The sequence below is a fragment of the Drouetiella sp. genome, from assembly GCF_059504425.1.
Map to the genome: position 1 here is coordinate 12,464 of NZ_JCACIN010000077.1, position 16,347 is coordinate 28,810.

General features: G+C 52.0%; 14 protein-coding genes. 10 read left to right on the forward strand and 4 right to left on the reverse strand.

What is annotated here, in order from left to right; translation table 11 throughout:
* Nucleotides 1–1,602 carry an ArnT family glycosyltransferase gene (locus tag AC5JMP_RS18100; protein ID WP_495852881.1) on the forward strand — a complete coding sequence of 534 codons (1,602 nt, stop codon included), beginning with the start codon at nucleotides 1–3 and terminating at the stop codon, nucleotides 1,600–1,602.
* Nucleotides 1,603–1,709: 107 nt separating this feature from the next.
* Here the strand turns inward: AC5JMP_RS18100 and AC5JMP_RS18105 are convergent, their stop codons facing one another.
* Nucleotides 1,710–2,315, reverse strand: coding sequence for a 2OG-Fe(II) oxygenase (locus tag AC5JMP_RS18105; RefSeq protein WP_495852895.1), 606 nt, complete (start codon nucleotides 2,313–2,315; stop codon nucleotides 1,710–1,712).
* 320 nt (nucleotides 2,316–2,635) lie between these two features.
* Between AC5JMP_RS18105 and AC5JMP_RS18110 the strand changes: the two genes are divergently transcribed.
* The 3 genes from AC5JMP_RS18110 to AC5JMP_RS18120 all read left to right on the forward strand — a co-directional run bounded on the left by AC5JMP_RS18110 (nucleotide 2,636) and on the right by AC5JMP_RS18120 (nucleotide 5,672).
* Nucleotides 2,636–4,090: a DUF2157 domain-containing protein gene (locus tag AC5JMP_RS18110; RefSeq protein ID WP_495852882.1), complete on the forward strand. Its 1,455-nt coding sequence runs from the start codon at nucleotides 2,636–2,638 to the stop codon at nucleotides 4,088–4,090.
* A 53-nt stretch (nucleotides 4,091–4,143) separates the two neighbouring features.
* Nucleotides 4,144–4,923, forward strand: a complete 780-nt coding sequence (locus tag AC5JMP_RS18115; RefSeq protein ID WP_495852883.1) for a GDYXXLXY domain-containing protein — start codon at nucleotides 4,144–4,146, stop codon at nucleotides 4,921–4,923.
* A gap of 224 nt (nucleotides 4,924–5,147) precedes the next feature.
* Entirely contained in the window at nucleotides 5,148–5,672 is a 525-nt protein-coding gene (locus tag AC5JMP_RS18120) for a hypothetical protein (RefSeq protein WP_495852884.1), read from the forward strand.
* A gap of 21 nt (nucleotides 5,673–5,693) precedes the next feature.
* Here the strand turns inward: AC5JMP_RS18120 and AC5JMP_RS18125 are convergent, their stop codons facing one another.
* The gene (locus tag AC5JMP_RS18125; protein ID WP_495852885.1) at nucleotides 5,694–6,926 is read right to left on the reverse strand and encodes a family 8 glycosyl hydrolase; all 1,233 of its coding nucleotides are present in this window, start codon (nucleotides 6,924–6,926) and stop codon (nucleotides 5,694–5,696) included.
* Nucleotides 6,927–7,108: 182 nt separating this feature from the next.
* Here AC5JMP_RS18125 and AC5JMP_RS18130 point away from each other — a divergent pair, with 182 nt between their 5' ends.
* From AC5JMP_RS18130 to AC5JMP_RS18140, 3 genes are all read left to right on the forward strand, one after another.
* Nucleotides 7,109–8,299 carry a glycosyltransferase gene (locus AC5JMP_RS18130; RefSeq protein WP_495852886.1) on the forward strand — a complete coding sequence of 397 codons (1,191 nt, stop codon included), beginning with the start codon at nucleotides 7,109–7,111 and terminating at the stop codon, nucleotides 8,297–8,299.
* Nucleotides 8,300–8,382: 83 nt separating this feature from the next.
* A complete protein-coding gene (locus tag AC5JMP_RS18135) occupies nucleotides 8,383–8,958 on the forward strand; it encodes a Uma2 family endonuclease (protein WP_495852887.1) in 576 nt (191 codons plus the stop codon).
* Nucleotides 8,959–8,986: 28 nt separating this feature from the next.
* Complete coding sequence (locus AC5JMP_RS18140) at nucleotides 8,987–11,206, forward strand: AAA family ATPase (protein WP_495852888.1); 2,220 nt, start codon at nucleotides 8,987–8,989, stop codon at nucleotides 11,204–11,206.
* A gap of 99 nt (nucleotides 11,207–11,305) precedes the next feature.
* Here the strand turns inward: AC5JMP_RS18140 and AC5JMP_RS18145 are convergent, their stop codons facing one another.
* Nucleotides 11,306–12,190 carry an alpha/beta fold hydrolase gene (locus AC5JMP_RS18145; RefSeq protein WP_495852889.1) on the reverse strand — a complete coding sequence of 295 codons (885 nt, stop codon included), beginning with the start codon at nucleotides 12,188–12,190 and terminating at the stop codon, nucleotides 11,306–11,308.
* A gap of 918 nt (nucleotides 12,191–13,108) precedes the next feature.
* On the opposite strand from AC5JMP_RS18145, the gene AC5JMP_RS18150 reads away from it, so the two are divergent.
* On the forward strand, nucleotides 13,109–13,750 hold the full coding sequence (locus AC5JMP_RS18150; RefSeq protein WP_495852890.1) for a hypothetical protein: 642 nt from the start codon (nucleotides 13,109–13,111) through the stop codon (nucleotides 13,748–13,750).
* Nucleotides 13,751–13,782: 32 nt separating this feature from the next.
* Here AC5JMP_RS18150 and AC5JMP_RS18155 read toward each other — a convergent pair whose 3' ends face one another.
* Nucleotides 13,783–14,673, reverse strand: coding sequence for a Cof-type HAD-IIB family hydrolase (locus tag AC5JMP_RS18155; RefSeq protein ID WP_495852891.1), 891 nt, complete (start codon nucleotides 14,671–14,673; stop codon nucleotides 13,783–13,785).
* Between the two features lie 161 nt (nucleotides 14,674–14,834).
* Between AC5JMP_RS18155 and sppA the strand changes: the two genes are divergently transcribed.
* Both sppA and aroH read left to right on the forward strand, forming a co-directional pair.
* On the forward strand, nucleotides 14,835–15,656 hold the full coding sequence (sppA, locus tag AC5JMP_RS18160) for a signal peptide peptidase SppA (RefSeq protein ID WP_495852892.1): 822 nt from the start codon (nucleotides 14,835–14,837) through the stop codon (nucleotides 15,654–15,656).
* Nucleotides 15,657–15,742: 86 nt separating this feature from the next.
* Nucleotides 15,743–16,129: a chorismate mutase gene (gene aroH, locus AC5JMP_RS18165; RefSeq protein ID WP_495852893.1), complete on the forward strand. Its 387-nt coding sequence runs from the start codon at nucleotides 15,743–15,745 to the stop codon at nucleotides 16,127–16,129.
* Nucleotides 16,130–16,347 lie beyond the last annotated feature (218 nt).

Genomic DNA, 16,347 nt, shown 5'->3' on the forward strand with positions numbered 1-16,347 from the left:
ATGCCTTTACAAAGGATTCTATGGAGCCAATGGAGCGATCGCCAAATTGACCGAGCCTGGAGTCTGGGCTTAGGCGTCCTGGCGATCGCTCTTTTTACGCTAAATCTAGGCGGATTGGCGCTGCGTGACTGGGATGAGGGTTTGGTAGCGCAGGTTGCTCGCGAGATTGACGGATGGCAAACCTGGCTCTATCCGACGCTATGGGGTGAACCCTATCTGAATAAGCCGCCCTTGGTACATGGCATGGTGGCGATTTTCTATAGGCTCTTGGGCGTGAGCGAATGGAGTGCGCGCTTGCCAGGAGCGCTGCTGACGGCAATTTCAGTGCCCCTGCTGTATGGCATTGGGCGCGAGATTTTTCAGCGACGTGCAGCCGTTTTCGCAGCCCTGATTTATCTGACTTCGCTGCCTGTTATTCGCAACGGTCGGCTTGCCATGCTAGATGGGGCAACCCTCTGTTTTCTGACGCTGCTGCTGCTGGGAACACTGCGATCGCGTCGGGACAGCCGCTACACGCTGCTGATGGGCGTGAGTCTGGGGCTAATTTGCCTGACCAAAGGCGTCATGATGGGAGTCTTGCTGGGGGCGATCGCGCTGCTGTTTCTTGCCTGGGATACGCCGCGTCTGCTGAAGCTGCCTGTTCTTTGGCTGGGGCTGCTTTTGGGCAATATCCCTGTGGCGCTGTGGTACGGAGCGCAGTGGCTGCACTATGGGCAAGCTTTTTGGGGCAACAATCTGGTTAATCAGTCGTTGCAGCGAATCTGGACAGATGTGGAACAGCATGGTGGCGCACCCTGGTTCTATCTGCTGGAGGTTTTGAAACATGACGCGCCCTGGATCTTGTTTTTGCCAATGGGGTGCAAGTTAGCGTGGGAAAACCGCAGCTTGAGCTGGGCAAAACTGGCGATCGTCTGGGGTGGCCTCTATCTGGTCGCCATTTCACTGATGGCAACTAAGCTGCCCTGGTATGTTCTGCCACTCTACCCGGCTCTGGCGCTGATTCAGGGGGCAGCCGTCTCGGAGCTGTGGCAGCAGGGTAAGCATATTGGCGTGAAACAATTTCCTGCCCCGCTCTACAGCCGCGTTTGGGTATGGCTGTTTACCTGCTTGGCGCTCGTGGGTTGGGTTGGAGTAATCTATTTTGGTTTTAGGGCGCAAGCGGATGTGCAGATTGTGTTTGGGGCGATCGCCCTGACCTTGAGCGCAACTGCCGTTCTGCTGACTCAGCGGGATTCTCAATTTTTGCCTGTGCTGATCTGGGGAACCTATGTTTCGCTGCTGCTATTCGTGGCTTCGGGGCACTGGGTTTGGGAATTGGCAGAGGCATATCCTGTCAAGCCTGTAGCCGCTCTGATTCAGCAAGTGCCTGTGGGGGAGAAGGTCTACACCTCCTATCCTTACAACCGCCCCTCTTTAAATTTCTACAGCGATCGCCCCATCCATCTGGCTGACCCACAGCGGCTTAAGCGAATTTGGCGGCGATCGCCCCACCCCTACCTGCTTCTGGATAAATCGGCATTAACTCAACTGAATTTAAGGGCAGTTAAGTCTCTCGGCGAGGCGGAAGGTTGGACAGTGATCACGCGTGTGCGTCGAGGGTGATCCGAGGAAGCGATGGCTGCTTGCTCAAAGCGGCGTTTCTGGCTTTATGCATGAATTTTTGAGGGGACGACCCTCTCAAAAAAATCATGCCTGATTCACCAAAACCCTCAAAGCTTCAGCTTTACCTTTGTGGCTCTAGATTCCACCGTAAATTCTGGAATTTCTTCCAGCTCAGTTTCCACCAGATTGTACTGTTCGCAGACCAGACTCAGCCGAAAGCCAACCGTCTCGACAGGAGTGACTGAATGCGTCAGATTGCCCTGAAATTGCAGCAGCGAATTTGCCTGGGGCTGAATCTGTCCGACCTGTCGCCGATGATCGCGTAACACCAGATCTCCCCCGCGCATTCCTTCGGGCACCTGAATGTACAGAACGCTGACCACATCGGGCGGTTCGATCGTCTTGCAATAGGAACGCAAAGAGCGATCGATATGGGGATACACTTGGGAACCTTCTCGCAGCTGCAACGGATTCAAATAAAACGCATTGCAGTCTGGCTGAAGCGCCACGTCTAAATAGCGCTTGAAGAAGGGAAACTGCCGCTCCACTTCAGAGATATGCGATCGCCGAAACACCACCGAGAAGCCCTTTGTGCCGATAAAGTCTCGATTGAGGTTATTCGTCACAAAATACGGACAGTGCAGAATTTTATCTCGTAATTTGCTGAGCTGGGAAACTGAAAAAACGTTAGGTTGCTGATGATAGTAACTCAAGGAATATCGAGAATTTTGCGGATTGATGGGAGGTTTAAGGGCGATCGCAGCAGCATTTGAGTAGCTACGGGCAGCACCCAACAGTACCAGGTCAACGAACTGTCCCTCAACTTAACTTTAACCTGCGAGAACTTGAATATCTTAAGGTCTATAATATCTCCCCATTGGTCATACTTTAGAGCTATTCAAAATTGGGCGTTGCTAGTTTTGTAGATGATTTTTTTTGAAAAGGGCGCTCCGCGCCCTTTTCAAAAAAAATCATCCCCAGATTCAGCAATACCCAAAATCGCTCACGGGTGACAAAAAACAGGAACAAAGTAATGGTGACAGAAAAGTTTCGTCGTCAGCTCCGCCAAGAGTCCGAAAAATGGTGGTCAGAAGGGCTAATTGATGCCGCCCTCTATGATCGGCTATCAGAACGCTATCAGCTTCAGACCCTAGAAAAAGATGCTAGCAACCGCTTCGTCACTATTCTCATGGGCTTGGGGGGAATTTTGCTTGGTTTGGCGGTTATCACCTTTGTTGCCGCCAATTGGCAAGCCTGGTCGCGGGGCTTTAGGGTGACGCTGCTGCTGAGTTTATTTGTGGGCGTCAATGCTGCCGGATTTTATCTATGGCGATCGCCCACTCCTGGGATTTCCCAGAAATCAGCCTCTCAAAAACCGGGCTACCAAAAACCGGGCTACCAAAAGCTAGGGCATGGCTTGCTGCTGCTGGGGGCTTTGATCTTGGGAGCCAATCTTGCCCTCATGTCTCAAATGTTTCATGAGAGCGGCGATTTTTATGAATTGCTGCTGGTCTGGGGGCTAGGCGTAGCCATGATGGCACATGGGCTGAGATTAGTCTCTCTCGGCATCCTCTCTTTGATTTTGATTGGCTTAGGCTATTGGCTAGGCTGGCTAGATTGGACAAGCGGACAAGCTTCTTTTCCATTGCAGCTTCTGGTCATGCATATGCCCTTAGCGATCGCCCTTATCTTTATCCCCCTTGCCCACTGGAGCCGATCGCGCGTTTTGTTTGGCTTGAGCGCCCTGCTGATTGCCACTGCTTTAGTTCTCAATTTCATGCCCCTAATTTCATGGGGTGCATCCGCTTCTGGCTGGCTCATGACGATCGCCTTTACCCTGCCTTCAGCACTGCTCTGGAGCTATCCGTCTAGGTGGCGCTTGACGCGATCGCCCCGTTCCCTCCCGCCCACTTTCCAGCCTGACTCCTTTTCGCCCATTGCCCGTAAACTCGCGATCGCCTCTCTCAGCTTTAGCCTCTACCTCTTCTCCTTTCGGGGAGGCTGGCAAGACTTCATGGGAGTATCCAATGCGGCGAGGTCTGCGCTCAACTGGCAGCCCATGGTAGATGCGCTGCTCTTCAGCCTTGTCGCAGGGCTGGGATGGCTGGAGTTATTGCAGGAAAAACGGCGATCGCGCTTTCAGGAAAAGTTTCTCAATAGCGGCATCATAGCCGCCATATTAGGGCTGATGGCTGGAGTCTTTATCCTGCATTTTGAGGTTCACCCCATTGCCCCCGTTGCCATCTTAATTTTCAATATTTTGCTGTTTTTGCTGGCGATCGGGCTGATTCGAGACGGGCTGGCATTGAGCGATCGCCAGTCTTTTTGGGTGGGTATGTCGCTGCTAGTACTGGGCATTCTCAGCCGTATGTTGGAGTATGACACCGGACTCCTCCTCAAATCCGTTGCGTTTGCCCTCTGTGGCGTAGGCGTCATCCTGTCAGGGCTGTGGTTTGAGCGCAAGATTGTGACTCGATCGCCACACTAAGCTTCTTAACTCATCTATACCCTCTCAAACATACCCTCTCAAAAGGAAATCCTATGGCTTCCATACCACCCGAAGCGCCCCAGCCCAACTCTGAGGTATTCCCCGAAACGCTAAACCCGGATGCCCTCAATCCTAAAGCGCTAATCCCAACCGCTCAACCCGATGCCGCACCGGACATTGCCTTAGCTCCCGCTCATAGGCTTCCTGGCTGGCGCTTGTGGGTTCCCCTTGCCCTACAAGCCGTTCTGATTTTGGCAGCTCCAGTTCAGAACACCTACACCTATGTCTCTGGCAAAACGGTGACTCTGCAAACGGTTCCAGTCGATCCCTATGATTTGCTGCGCGGCTATTCTCAAACGCTAAGCTACAACATTTCCGATCTGGCTTCCCTCAGCAAGCTTCCGGGCGGAACCTGGTTTAGCCAACAGCCTCAGGGGCAAAATGCCAACTTCTATATTGTCTTGGAAGCACCTGTTTCAGAAGCACCTGTTTCAGAAACACCTGACAAGCCAAATGTAGCCTCGCCTCCAGCTTGGAAACCCGTGAAAATCAGTGGCGATCGCCCCACCAATCTCCCCTCTAACCAAGTTGCTCTCAAAGGAGAATATAATGGCTGGCGTATTGCCTACGGGCTAGAAACTTACTACATGCCTGAAGATCAGCGAGAGCAGATCAATGACAACATCCGTCAGGCGCAAATCCAAACCCAAAATCAGACCCAAAATCAAACCCAAAATCAGACGCAGCAGAACTTGAAGGTAGATATCAAAGTAGACAGTAGCGGTAATGCAATTCTCACGAATTTATGGATCAACGATCGCAAGTATGAATAGTTATAGCGCTACGCGCTTAGATCCAAATGAGTTATTTTTTGAGAGCCTCGCTCCGCGAGGCTCTCAAAAAATAACTTGTCCTAACTCAATTACGTAGGGCCATAACCCATGTTATGGCTTGATTTTGTCGGCTTAGCGGGAATTCTAAGCTGAGAGTCATCCAACCTCGATCGTCCCTCGATCGTAGTATTCTCAAAAGACGCTTCACTAAGGACACTGGCACATTGAAACTTACACCTCAGAAATTTGCATCCTCTGCGCAAAATCAGCTGCAAAATCAATCTTCGGCTCGTTTAGCGCCAGCAGATACTTTTGGGCATTCCTACAGCTATCGCAGTCAGGGACGAGCAAGTCTGGACACAGCTGGGAATACTAAGGCTACAGCCACTGCTTTAGGAACGTTCCCCGGTACGCGTACTGTCCGAGACAGCGTTAGCCGTAGCGACTCAGATTTTTATAGCTTCACGATCGATGCCGTCAGCAACGTCAAGCTTGCTTTTTTGAATCGATCGTCAAATCCGATCTACAAAGCTGTCCTGAATGAAAACGGCAGCTTCTACATTTCCCAAAGAAAGCCGCAGGCAGGCAACATTGCGCCGCGAGAAGAAACGCTTTCAGCCTATCGTCGCCTCCGCCCAGGCACTTACTACGTCAAGCTTCAGAGCCGTGCTGCTGCCGCTAACTCCTACAGGCTGTCTGTGTCCATCACCACTGTGCCGCCAGAAGCAGACTGTGGCTGTGGCGGTTAGGCGGTTAGATTGACAAAGCGGCTACCGAAGCCAGCTTGCCGCCACTTCAGTGGCGGGAAACAGACCAAACCAGGCAAGATTTTGTACATAGTAGGCGGAGTCATTGTCCCAAATGCCGTCCTTATAGGTAGGCAGCAGCTTTTGCTGACGAATCTGCTCAGCGATCGCTGGATCAACGATTTGAAATGCCGGGTAGAGCATGGCGTACTGGCTAGTCGTTTCGTAACTGGCGATCGGGGTGCCCAACAGCGTGATGCGGGCGGGAATGGATTGACGCGATCGCCACATTTCTGCCAAAGGCTGCAAATGCTTTTGGAGATAGGCTTTAGCTCTTGGTTCGTTAAACCAGGCGGCATCTAGCGACATTCGCCACCAGACGCGGCAGGCATCAAAGCTATACATACTGCGCAAATGGCTGGTAGTAGGCACAGCGCCAAATCTGCCTGTATCGGTGTTTAGCGCTACCCAATCGCTGGGCAATCCCACAAGCGACACGCCGCTAGACTCTTCCAACGCCCGATAGCTGCTGTCTACCATGCCTAGCCAGTCTCGCTCTAAATCCACTTGAGCAAAGAGCCGAAACGCGTAGGGCGCGAAATAGGACGGGTTGAAATAGATCTGGTTGGGCTGCGGCTGAAATGCGCTGAGTGGCCCAGGTAATAAGTAGCGGGATGTATGGCCGGAACGGGAATCAGGAAGAGCGATCGTCCCTAGCTGCCACACATCTTTGATTTTGGTTTGTGCCAGTGTCAGATAGTCAGGTCGATTCCAGCGCCGCGCTGCCAAAATGAGTGCCGTTGCGGCATCCACGTCAGCATCGGTCGCAAAGTTGCGGTCTAAAACCTTCCATTCGCCCTGATCGCTTTGCCCCCATTGCCATGACCACAGCGAATCGCCGCTATCCGTCCGCTTCAAGTTGTTTTCTGCCCATTGAAGCGTTTGGGAAAAGGTGTCTGGATCGTTCGCCAAAACGGCTCTGAGCATGGCGTAGGCTTGCCCTTCGGAGGTAGAGCGCGCCTTGCTTTCCCAATCAATCACGCGCCCGTCGGCTTGAATGAAACGCTGTTTGTAGGCTGTCCAGCTTTGCTGCAATATTTCAGAGGAGAGACTTGCCGAGTTGGAGGCGATCGCCGATTCTCTCAAGCTAGGGGGCACGGGAGATGCCTGAGCAGGTGCCCAGGCGATACCCAACAGCGTTGCCGACAGCGTTGCCAACAGTAGAGGAATAGACAGGGTCGGAATTGTTTTAGCCATAGGGTTAAACTGCTTAAAAATCTCTACACTCAACTTGCAGCTGATTAGCCCCACACACCATCCTACTATTCTGGCAATTACTCCTCTGTTTCCGGCAAACTTGCTTCTAATTCCATTAAGCTTCAGTGAAGTTTGCTGGAGTATGCCTGCTACGATCGATGGAACCTCATAGCTACAGGGCAATGAAACTTAGCTTCTGCATGATCGTCAAAAACGAGGCAGAAAATCTGCCGCGCTGTTTAGAGAGCGTCAAAGATGCCGTGGATGAACTGATCGTGTTGGACACTGGCTCCACCGATGCGACCGTGGCGATCGCCCGCTCCTTCGGCGCACAGGTCTACCATTTTCCCTGGAACAACAGTTTCTCAGATGCCCGCAACGAGGCGCTGCAATATATCACAGGCGACTGGATCTTAGTCTTGGATGCCGATGAGGTTTTAGCTCCAGAAATCATCTCAACATTGAGACAGGTAATCCAGCAGGAGCAGGCGATCGTCGTTAATCTGATCCGGCATGAAATTGGCGCAACCCAATCGCCCTATTCCCTCGTCTCTCGCCTGTTTCGCAACCATCCGGCAATCCGGTTTTCTCGCCCCTATCACGCCATGGTGGACGACAGCGTGGCGCAGCTCATGACGCAGGAACCGCACTGGCAGGTGATCAACTGTTCCGACGTAGCAATTTTGCACTACGGCTATGAGCCAGGGGCGATCGCCAGCCACAATAAGCTAGAGAAAGCTCGCACCACCATGGAGGGTTTCTTTGCTGATCATCCTGACGATGCCTATGTGTGCAGCAAGCTAGGGGCGCTTTACGTGCAGATGGATGACTGGGCGCGAGGGGTTGAACTGCTGCAACGCGGCTTGAAATTGCCCTCAAATCCGCCCGTACGCTACGAACTGCATTATCACCTGGGCATTGCCCAGAGCCGATTGCAGAACTATCCTCAAGCAGAGCGGCATTACCATCTGGCGATCGCGCAACCCCTCCTGGAATCCCTAAAGCTAGGGGCATACAACAATCTTGGTAGCTTGCTGCAAGCCAAAGGAGACTTAGCGGGCGCAAAAGCGCTGTTTGAGAAGGCGCTGGCGATTGATCCTGCTTTTGCCGCAGGTCACTACAACTTAGGTATGAACCTGAAGGCGCTGGGTCAAATGGTAGAAGCGATTGCCCATTATCAGCAGGCAATTATTCTCAACCCCAGCTATGCCGAAGCCTACCAAAATTTGGGCGTGGTGCTGCTGAAGTTGGGGCGTGTGCCAGAAGGTTTGGAGGCATTTGAGAAGGCGATCGCGCTGCATGACCAGCAGAATTCTCTAGAGGGCGATCGGCTGCGGCAGGGCTTGCAGCAAATGGGCTTTTCCCTGAATTGACTGGCGCTATCATGGGGCTATGCTGATTCTCCGTTTGCTCTAAGCCACAAGCTCTAAACCACAAGCCCTAAGCCGCAAGCCCTATGACCGTCTATACTGTTGACCTACGAAGAGTTCTGGATATGCAGGACGACCAGTTTTATGAACTGTGCCGTACCAATCCAGAGATCAAGTTTGAACGCAACAGCCGAGGAGATTTACTCATCATGTCACCTACAGGCGGTGAAACAGGCAATCGTAACCTCGAAGCTTCAGTAGACTTTGGCAATTGGAATCGGCAAGCTAAGTTAGGCAAACTCTTTGACTCTTCGACAGGGTTTAAGCTGCCAGGTGGAGGAACGCGATCGCCTGATATTGCCTGGGTACGCCAAGATCGTTGGGACGCGCTGACCGCCGAGCAGAAAGAAAAGTTTCCGCCGATCGCCCCCGATTTTGTCCTAGAGCTGATGTCGCCCAGCGATGCTCTATCGGATCTGCAAGCCAAAATGCGCGAGTATCGGGAGAGCGGCGTAAGGTTGGGCTGGCTAATCGATCGCCAGTCTCGCCGGGTTGAGATTTATCGTCAGGATCAAGAGGTAGAAACATTAGAAAATCCGGCTTCCCTCTCAGGTGAGCAGGTCTTACCGGGATTTGTGCTGGAGATGGCGATCGTTTGGTAAGGTGGGGCGATCGTCCTGAACAGTAGCTATGTCTTTGTTTGAACAGCATCGCCAGCATCTCATCGACACCGAAGCGCCCCTGGCGGCAAGGATGCGACCGCGATCGCTAGATGAATTTATCGGGCAAGATCACATTATCGGTCAAGGGCGCTTGCTGCGTCGAGCCATTCAGGCGGATCAGATCTCTTCACTGATTTTCTATGGGGCACCGGGCACCGGAAAGACGACCCTGGCTCGGATTATTGCCAACACCACTCGCGCCCATTTCATCTCCATCAACGCCGTGCTGGCTGGAGTAAAGGAAATTCGAGAGGCGATCGCCACGGCTCAAGAAAAGCTGGGTATGTACAGCCAGCGCACCATTCTATTTGTCGATGAGGTGCATCGGTTCAACAAAGCCCAGCAGGATGCCTTGCTGCCCTGGGTGGAAAACGGCACGGTGATTTTGATTGGAGCCACGACCGAGAATCCTTACTTTGAGGTGAATAAGGCGTTGGTGAGTCGATCGCGGATCTTTCAGCTCAAGCCTTTGCAGGAAAAGGATTTGGAGCGAGTGATCGATCAGGCGCTGCACGATGGGGAGCATGGCTACGGCAAACTCAAAGTCCAAATAGAGGCTGATGCCTGTGCCCATCTGGTGAATGTTGCCAATGGCGATGCCCGTGCCCTGCTGAATGCCCTGGAGCTGGCGGTAGAAACTACGTCTGCCGATGCCGATGGCGTGATTCAGATCTCGATGGCGATCGCGGAAGAATCGATTCAGCAGCGTGCCGTGCTGTATGACAAAGAAGGAGACGTGCATTTTGACACGATCAGCGCCTTCATCAAAAGCCTGCGCGGATCAGATCCCGATGCGGCACTGTACTGGCTGGCGCGGATGGTCTATGCCGGGGAAGATCCGCGCTTTATCTTCCGACGGATGCTGATTTTGGCGGGAGAAGATGTGGGGCTTGCCGACCCGAATGCCGTGGTGATCGTCCATGCCTGTGCCGAAACCTTCGATCGCGTTGGTATGCCCGAAGGTCGCTATCCGCTTGCACAAGCCGCCCTCTACCTGGCAACTGCCCCCAAATCCAATAGCGTCATGGGCTTCTTTGATGCCCTAGCCTCCGTAGAGCAAGAGCGAGAATCTGAGGTGCCCAACCCCCTACGCGACTCCAATCGAGACAAACATAGTTTTGGGCATGGCGCAAACTATCTCTATCCCCATTCCTATCGGGAGCATTGGATAGCGCAGCAGTATTTGCCCAATAGCCTTCAGGGACAGGTGTTTTATCAGCCCAGCGATCGCGGCTACGAAAATCAGATTCAGCAGCAGGTAGCACAGCGGCGAGAGGCGCAGCTAGCGGCGGCGGTAGAGGGGATGGCGCTACCGGAAGTCCTGACCTTTAGCCCAACGGATTCGGGTATGGATCGCTGGCTTCAGCGAACTTTGAGCCAGACCGGAGCCAGGTTGGGAGAGGTGCGCGATCGCCTCTTTTCCCTCGCCCATCTACAGCGCCATCATGTCATTCTTGACCTGAATGCAGGAAGCGGCTTGCTCACCTGGGAGGCTTTACGGCGTGTCCCGGAAGGCGGCGTGTACTCTTGCGTTTGGAATTCAGCCGATGCCATAGCTTTGCAGGAGCAGGCAACAATGCTGCCAGAACTCTCGCGTCCTGTTATCCTGCAAGTCTCATTGCAAGATTTACCTCAGCAGCTAGCGGATGATCTAAAATGCGATCGCATTAAATTTGATCGCATTATTGGACGCAATGTTCTCACAGCAGAAGACAAATTGGAAAGAGTGCGATCGCTCCTCCCCTGGCTGCACCCAGACGGACGGCTCCTGCTTGCTGAAACCGTCTCTCGCCAGACCCAGCGGCTCTACCGTCTATTGGAAGCTAATCTCCTCTCAAAAAAGCTATTACAGCGCCTTCAGGATGCCGAAGAAGCTATCTATCACAATGCTGCCGATCCCCTGATGAATTGGGATGCCGATAAATTGCTGAAGCAGTTTCAGGCAATTGCCCCAGCCGCCTCTCTGCAACTTGAACACTATGCAACTGATTTGCGCGTGACTCCTGCGCTGCTAGACCGCTGGTTTAGTGCGGGAGGCGATCGCCCCAGCTATGGCGATCACCTGAGCCGATCGCTCTCTCACAGCGAGGTGGAAACCGTTCGCAAAGCCATGACCCAACTGGCTAATCGGGTTGTTTCTTGGGAAAGCGCGATCGCCTTCTACCAGATTCCTGCGCCCTTATTATGAGTGGATGGGTAGATGGGTGGATGGGTAGGTGAGATTCCCATCCACCCATCTACTCATCCCTCATCCCCATCAGCACGTCAGTTAACACTTGACAGACCTCTAAAGCATCGTCAAAAATTTGCGAATTAAGCCGATTGTGACTGCCGGAAGCTCTAGCTGCGGCGTTAATCCCACATCTTCGAGGATTTCGAGTGCCTTAATTGCCTTGGGATTTAGCTCTGCCAACCGCTGCCCAATTTCGTAGCTAGTAAACTGAGACTGCTTGCCCCAAATGATTGCCGTGGGCGTGGTCAATCTCGGCATATACTCCGCCAGATCAAAACACAGATCACCCCGTACGAAAGAAAGGGCGCTGTACTCAGCTTTAGGCTGTTGCGCTGAAGTGAGGTAGGCATCCACCATTTCTTGCGACACCCGATTAGAGCGGGCAAACTGCCGCTTCTCTAAAAAGCTGCGAATGCCGCCACTTGTCGCTAAGCCCGTGCTGTAGAGAATGCGATCGAGGACAGGGGTGCTGACCAACTGCGCAAAAAAGCTGCGGCTGTAGTCTTTCTCAAAGTCAGATAGACCCGAAGGAGTCGTCAGGATCAAAGATTTGAAGAGACGCGGATAGGCGATCGCCACGCGTACCACCATTGCCGCCGTCAGAGAAGAGGCAATCACTGTAGTAGGTTGGGTGCTAATCTGCTCTAGGAATTCCTTAATTGTCGTCAGATAGTCTTCAACCTGGTAGTTGCGAGCGAGATGCTCCGATCGCCCCCATCCCAGCAGATCGGGCGCAACCACGCGATAGTCTACCGCAAAGGCTGGATACACCTTTGACCATTCGTATGCCGAAGAGCCGCCGCCAAACCCATGCAGAAACACCAGTGTCGGAGCATCTGTGAGAGTCTGATGCCAAAAGGTTGGGTCAGCGCTGTAATAAGTTAGAGTACCCAGACTGGTCGTGAGCGACTGTTGACTAAAACCAGGGGGTTGGAGCATACAAAAACTGCCTCGCCGCAGAAGTAGTGTGAAGATTTTATAAATTGTGCTAAGTTCGGGTGCAAAGGGTGTGAAGCGAGTTTAAGTCCTGACAAATAGTTTCTTAAACAATGAGCTTCTTAAACAATGAGCTTCTTAAACAATGAGCTTCTTAAACAATGAGCCTCCTGGCACGGCAAAACTTGATACGTAGATCTTGACACATTGAGTCTAGGTATCTAGCAAAGAGCTACGTTTTATACCAAAACTATAAACGATCGAAGCCCAGCGATCGAAGTTCAGAGCTTTTGACCTGCTGCCATCACATTACGAACTGTGCAGGCTGAACGCATTCTCAAGATTAAATCAGTCATAATTTCAGTGAAGTGCATCACCTCATTTCGAGTCTGGTTGGTTTAGGTGCATGGGGAAAGCTAGCGTAGAAAGATCGATCGCAATCCAGTCCACGCTATAGGCTTCAATCTGTTTGGTTCTTGACGCTGTTTGGTTCTTGACGCGGCGTGAGTGACGATCGTTATAGAACTGTTACAAAGTTGTTGGATGATCTATCGACCGAAATTAATTCACATTAATTATGTCAGGGGTGCCCATATCAGGAGTGCTCATACCAAATTGCTAATAGCAAAATACTAATGCCAAAATACAGTGCCACAAGCCGAGTTCTGAAGCATCAGGCTCATTTTTAAGGTGTGGTACAACGTTCTTGGCGATTAACTCAACCTGTTAAATTGCCTGTTTTGGAGAGTGAGAATTGCTGCTGTAGGAATCGCTGATGCAGCTGTAGTCTGTTTATTCAGATCGAGATTCAGTCGATCTTTGCCACCTACTGCAAGCGGCGATCCCAGGCGAACACAGGTGTCCTTCAGCTGAGGGCGGCAATCAGGCTTTTTTACAACGGCGAATACCATTGGGGGATCTATGGTTGAATCATTAAATATCTGGGCAGAGCCTGTTACGCCATTTAGCCCAATGACCGCCTGGGCTGATCTGGCAGAGACAGTCGGCGCGGCTCCTCAGTCAGTTCAAGTCTCAGTTCAAGCCATAGATTTGGGCTTAGAGCAAGGTGTGGCAGTAACTTGCATCCGGCTAGATATGGAAAGTCTCCAGTGCTTCGAGTCCGTCGATCGCCAGTTTGCAGATTGGGGAGTGGTGTTTGCCAACACGATCGCCATAAGCCCCTCTAATCCCAGCTATCCAGCTTACTCAGGCAATATGGTGCTCATGAGCGCTCCCAAGAATGGCTATTTAGAAGCCACATTTTTACGACCCGCTAGCTTTGTAAGCGGTTTTGTCACGAGTTCGCGTCGGGCGGTGCTAACGGCATTTGATGCAGAGAATCAGGCGATCGCCCGCACTGAAACAGAGGGTGCAAACCTTGCGCTAGGGGCAGATCTGATGGAAGACTCAGGTTTGATAGCAGCAGAGAATTTTGACAAACCGAATCACCCTAACGCCCAACTGGTCTTAAGCGCCGCCAATATCCATCGCATCACAATCCATGCCTTGGGGGGGCAGCTCACTTTAGACGACTTTTGCTTTTGTCTGAAGAATGAAGGATAGCGGACGCTTTGCTTAGGCTTAGAGCTGAGGGCTTAAAGCTTAGGGCTTAGAACGAACTGCTCGATCGCCGCAACCGCGCCATCCAATTCCACATCCGGTGCAACCCAATTAGCAGAAGCTTTCACGGCATCTGGCGCACTGCCCATTGCCACGCCTACACCTGCATACTGAATCATCTCCAGATCGTTGAAATTGTCACCGATCGCCATAACATTTTCCGATCGCAATCCCAAGACATTTTCGGCTAGATGCTGCACAGCATTCCCTTTATTGGCAGCGGGATGAGTCGCTTCAAAAAAGGTGGCGACGGACTTCGTGAAGTAAAGCTGGTCAGGGCTGTAGCGTTGGCGCAGTGAATCCAACACTTGATCAATGAGCGCGGGCTGTTCACACAGCGCCAAAAGCTTAGTAGGCTCCTGTTCAGCTACCACCTCGTGCAGATTTGCCACATTAGGTTCAATATCGCTGCGTTCGGCATAGTCAACGGAGTCGGGGGTAAGTTCGCGGACATAAAGGCGATCGTTGATGTAAGCATGAACCGACAGCCGCTGACGCAGATCGGGCTGGTCGAAATAATCTAGCAATTGCAGCGCCAACTCTCTGGGAACTGTCAAATGCCGCGAAATTATTTCATCGGCAGGATTTTTGATCAGCGCTCCTTGATAACTCATCAGCGGCAGATGTAAATCCAGATCCTGATGAAACCGTAAAGCCGATCGATACATGCGCCCTGTGGCGATCGCCACCTGCACTCCCTTTGCCTGCACTGCCTGAATCGCCCGTTTCACTGCCGGACGAATTTGATTAGATGATCCCACAACCGTTCCATCTAAATCCAGCACCAGAAGTCGAATGGGCTGAGTCTCAGAACAAGCCGTTTCGGGAAACGAGCTAGCGGGAACGATCGGTATTTGCTGCGTCATAATGTCGATTCGATAGGTTAATCCGATTAGGCAGTCATAGCCCATTCTCGCCAAAAATGTCTTAAACCGATGTGTTTAAGCAGCCTTCTTGAAAAACAGCTTTCCTGATCCCTTAAGTAAGCTAGATTACCTAAAGAACGCATTACGGATGATGACAGCGCATGATTTGGCCTTTTAAGCCTCGGTTTCGCAAACAGATTGCCCGCATTGAAGTGACGGGGGCGATCGCTGGCTCTACCCGCAAGCAGGTGCTAGAAGCCCTCAAGACTATCGAAGAGAGAAAATTTCCGGTGCTGCTACTGCGCATTGACAGCCCTGGCGGTACGGTGGGCGACTCCCAAGAAATCTACAGTGCCTTGAAGCGGCTGCGAGAAAAGATGAAGATTGTCGCCAGCTATGGCAATATTTCGGCATCAGGCGGGGTCTACATCGGCATGGGAGCCACCCACATTATGGCGAATCCTGGCACGATTACGGGCAGCATTGGCGTGATTCTGCGGGGGAACAACCTGGAGAGACTGCTGGATAAAGTCGGCGTTTCGTTTCAGGTGGTCAAATCAGGACCTTACAAAGATATTCTGGCATTCGATCGCCCCCTTAGCGATCCCGAACAAATCATCTTGCAAGATCTGATCGACAGCAGCTACGAGCAGTTTGTCCAGACCGTTGCCGAAGGCAGAAATCTTGCGGTCGAAACCGTCAAAAGTTTTGCCGACGGACGGATTTTTACCGGACAGCAGGCTATGGCGCTAGGCATGGTCGATCGCCTAGGCACCGAGGAAGATGCAAGGCGCTGGGCTGCTGAACTGGCAGGGCTTGATCCCGAAAAAACCCAATGCTGTACGCTGGGCGAGAAAAAAAGCGGCTGGACTCGTTTTTTGCCCGGTCGTAGCCAAATTGGCTCAAAAATCGCGGCTGGGACAAGTTGGCTAGAGTTTGAACTCTCGACGAATGGGCTACCTTTGTGGATGTATCGCCCCTAATGCGTCGCCCTTGATGCAGGGACAAGCTCAGGAATGGGTAATATGCAAATGGCGATCTCTATAACAATCATCTGGAGGACTTGAACGTGGGCTGGAAAGTGCGGGCAATTCGGGGGGCAACAACAGCCTCAGACAATACAGTGGAGGCGATTCGAGAAGCCGTCACCGAGCTTTTGAATGAATTAGAAGATCGCAATCTCCTTGATCCCGACGATATTGTCAGCGTGACCTTCTCCGCCACCCGCGATCTGGATGCTGTTTACCCTGCGGCGATCGCCCGCGAAAGACCCCACTGGCAAAATGTTGCCCTTCTAGATGTACAGCAAATGTATGTGGAAGGCAGTTTGGAGCGCTGCATCCGCTGCCTTATTCACGTCAATACTCCCGAACCTGCCGTTCGCATTCATCACTCCTACCTGCGTCAAGCTAAGCACCTTCGCCCCGATTGGAGCATGGTCGGGGTAAGAGACTAAAGGATATTAAGAGACTAAGAGGCTAAAACTTAGACAGCTTAGCGCCTCCCGTGGGAGGCGCTAAGCTGTCTGCGATCTACTGATTCTTTCTAAAAGCTGGCCCTTAGGGTTTTGTGGGGGGGGCCCCCCCCCCCCCCCCCACAAAAAAAAAAAAAAAAATAACAAAAAAAAAAAAAAAAAAAAACAAAAAAAAAAAAAAAAAAAAAAAAACAAAAAAA

Bases quoted from the DNA above. Each gene is read 5' to 3' on its own strand.
- AC5JMP_RS18100 (WP_495852881.1), top strand. From the start codon at position 1: ATGCCTTTACAAAGGATTCTATGGAGCCAATGGAGCGATCGCCAAATT.
- AC5JMP_RS18110 (WP_495852882.1), top strand. From the start codon at position 2,636: ATGGTGACAGAAAAGTTTCGTCGTCAGCTCCGCCAAGAGTCCGAAAAA.
- AC5JMP_RS18115 (WP_495852883.1), top strand. From the start codon at position 4,144: ATGGCTTCCATACCACCCGAAGCGCCCCAGCCCAACTCTGAGGTATTC.
- AC5JMP_RS18125 (WP_495852885.1), bottom strand. From the start codon at position 6,926: ATGGCTAAAACAATTCCGACCCTGTCTATTCCTCTACTGTTGGCAACG.
- AC5JMP_RS18130 (WP_495852886.1), top strand. From the start codon at position 7,109: ATGAAACTTAGCTTCTGCATGATCGTCAAAAACGAGGCAGAAAATCTG.
- AC5JMP_RS18135 (WP_495852887.1), top strand. From the start codon at position 8,383: ATGACCGTCTATACTGTTGACCTACGAAGAGTTCTGGATATGCAGGAC.
- AC5JMP_RS18140 (WP_495852888.1), top strand. From the start codon at position 8,987: ATGTCTTTGTTTGAACAGCATCGCCAGCATCTCATCGACACCGAAGCG.
- AC5JMP_RS18145 (WP_495852889.1), bottom strand. From the start codon at position 12,190: ATGCTCCAACCCCCTGGTTTTAGTCAACAGTCGCTCACGACCAGTCTG.
- AC5JMP_RS18150 (WP_495852890.1), top strand. From the start codon at position 13,109: ATGGTTGAATCATTAAATATCTGGGCAGAGCCTGTTACGCCATTTAGC.
- AC5JMP_RS18155 (WP_495852891.1), bottom strand. From the start codon at position 14,673: ATGACGCAGCAAATACCGATCGTTCCCGCTAGCTCGTTTCCCGAAACG.
- sppA (WP_495852892.1), top strand. From the start codon at position 14,835: ATGATTTGGCCTTTTAAGCCTCGGTTTCGCAAACAGATTGCCCGCATT.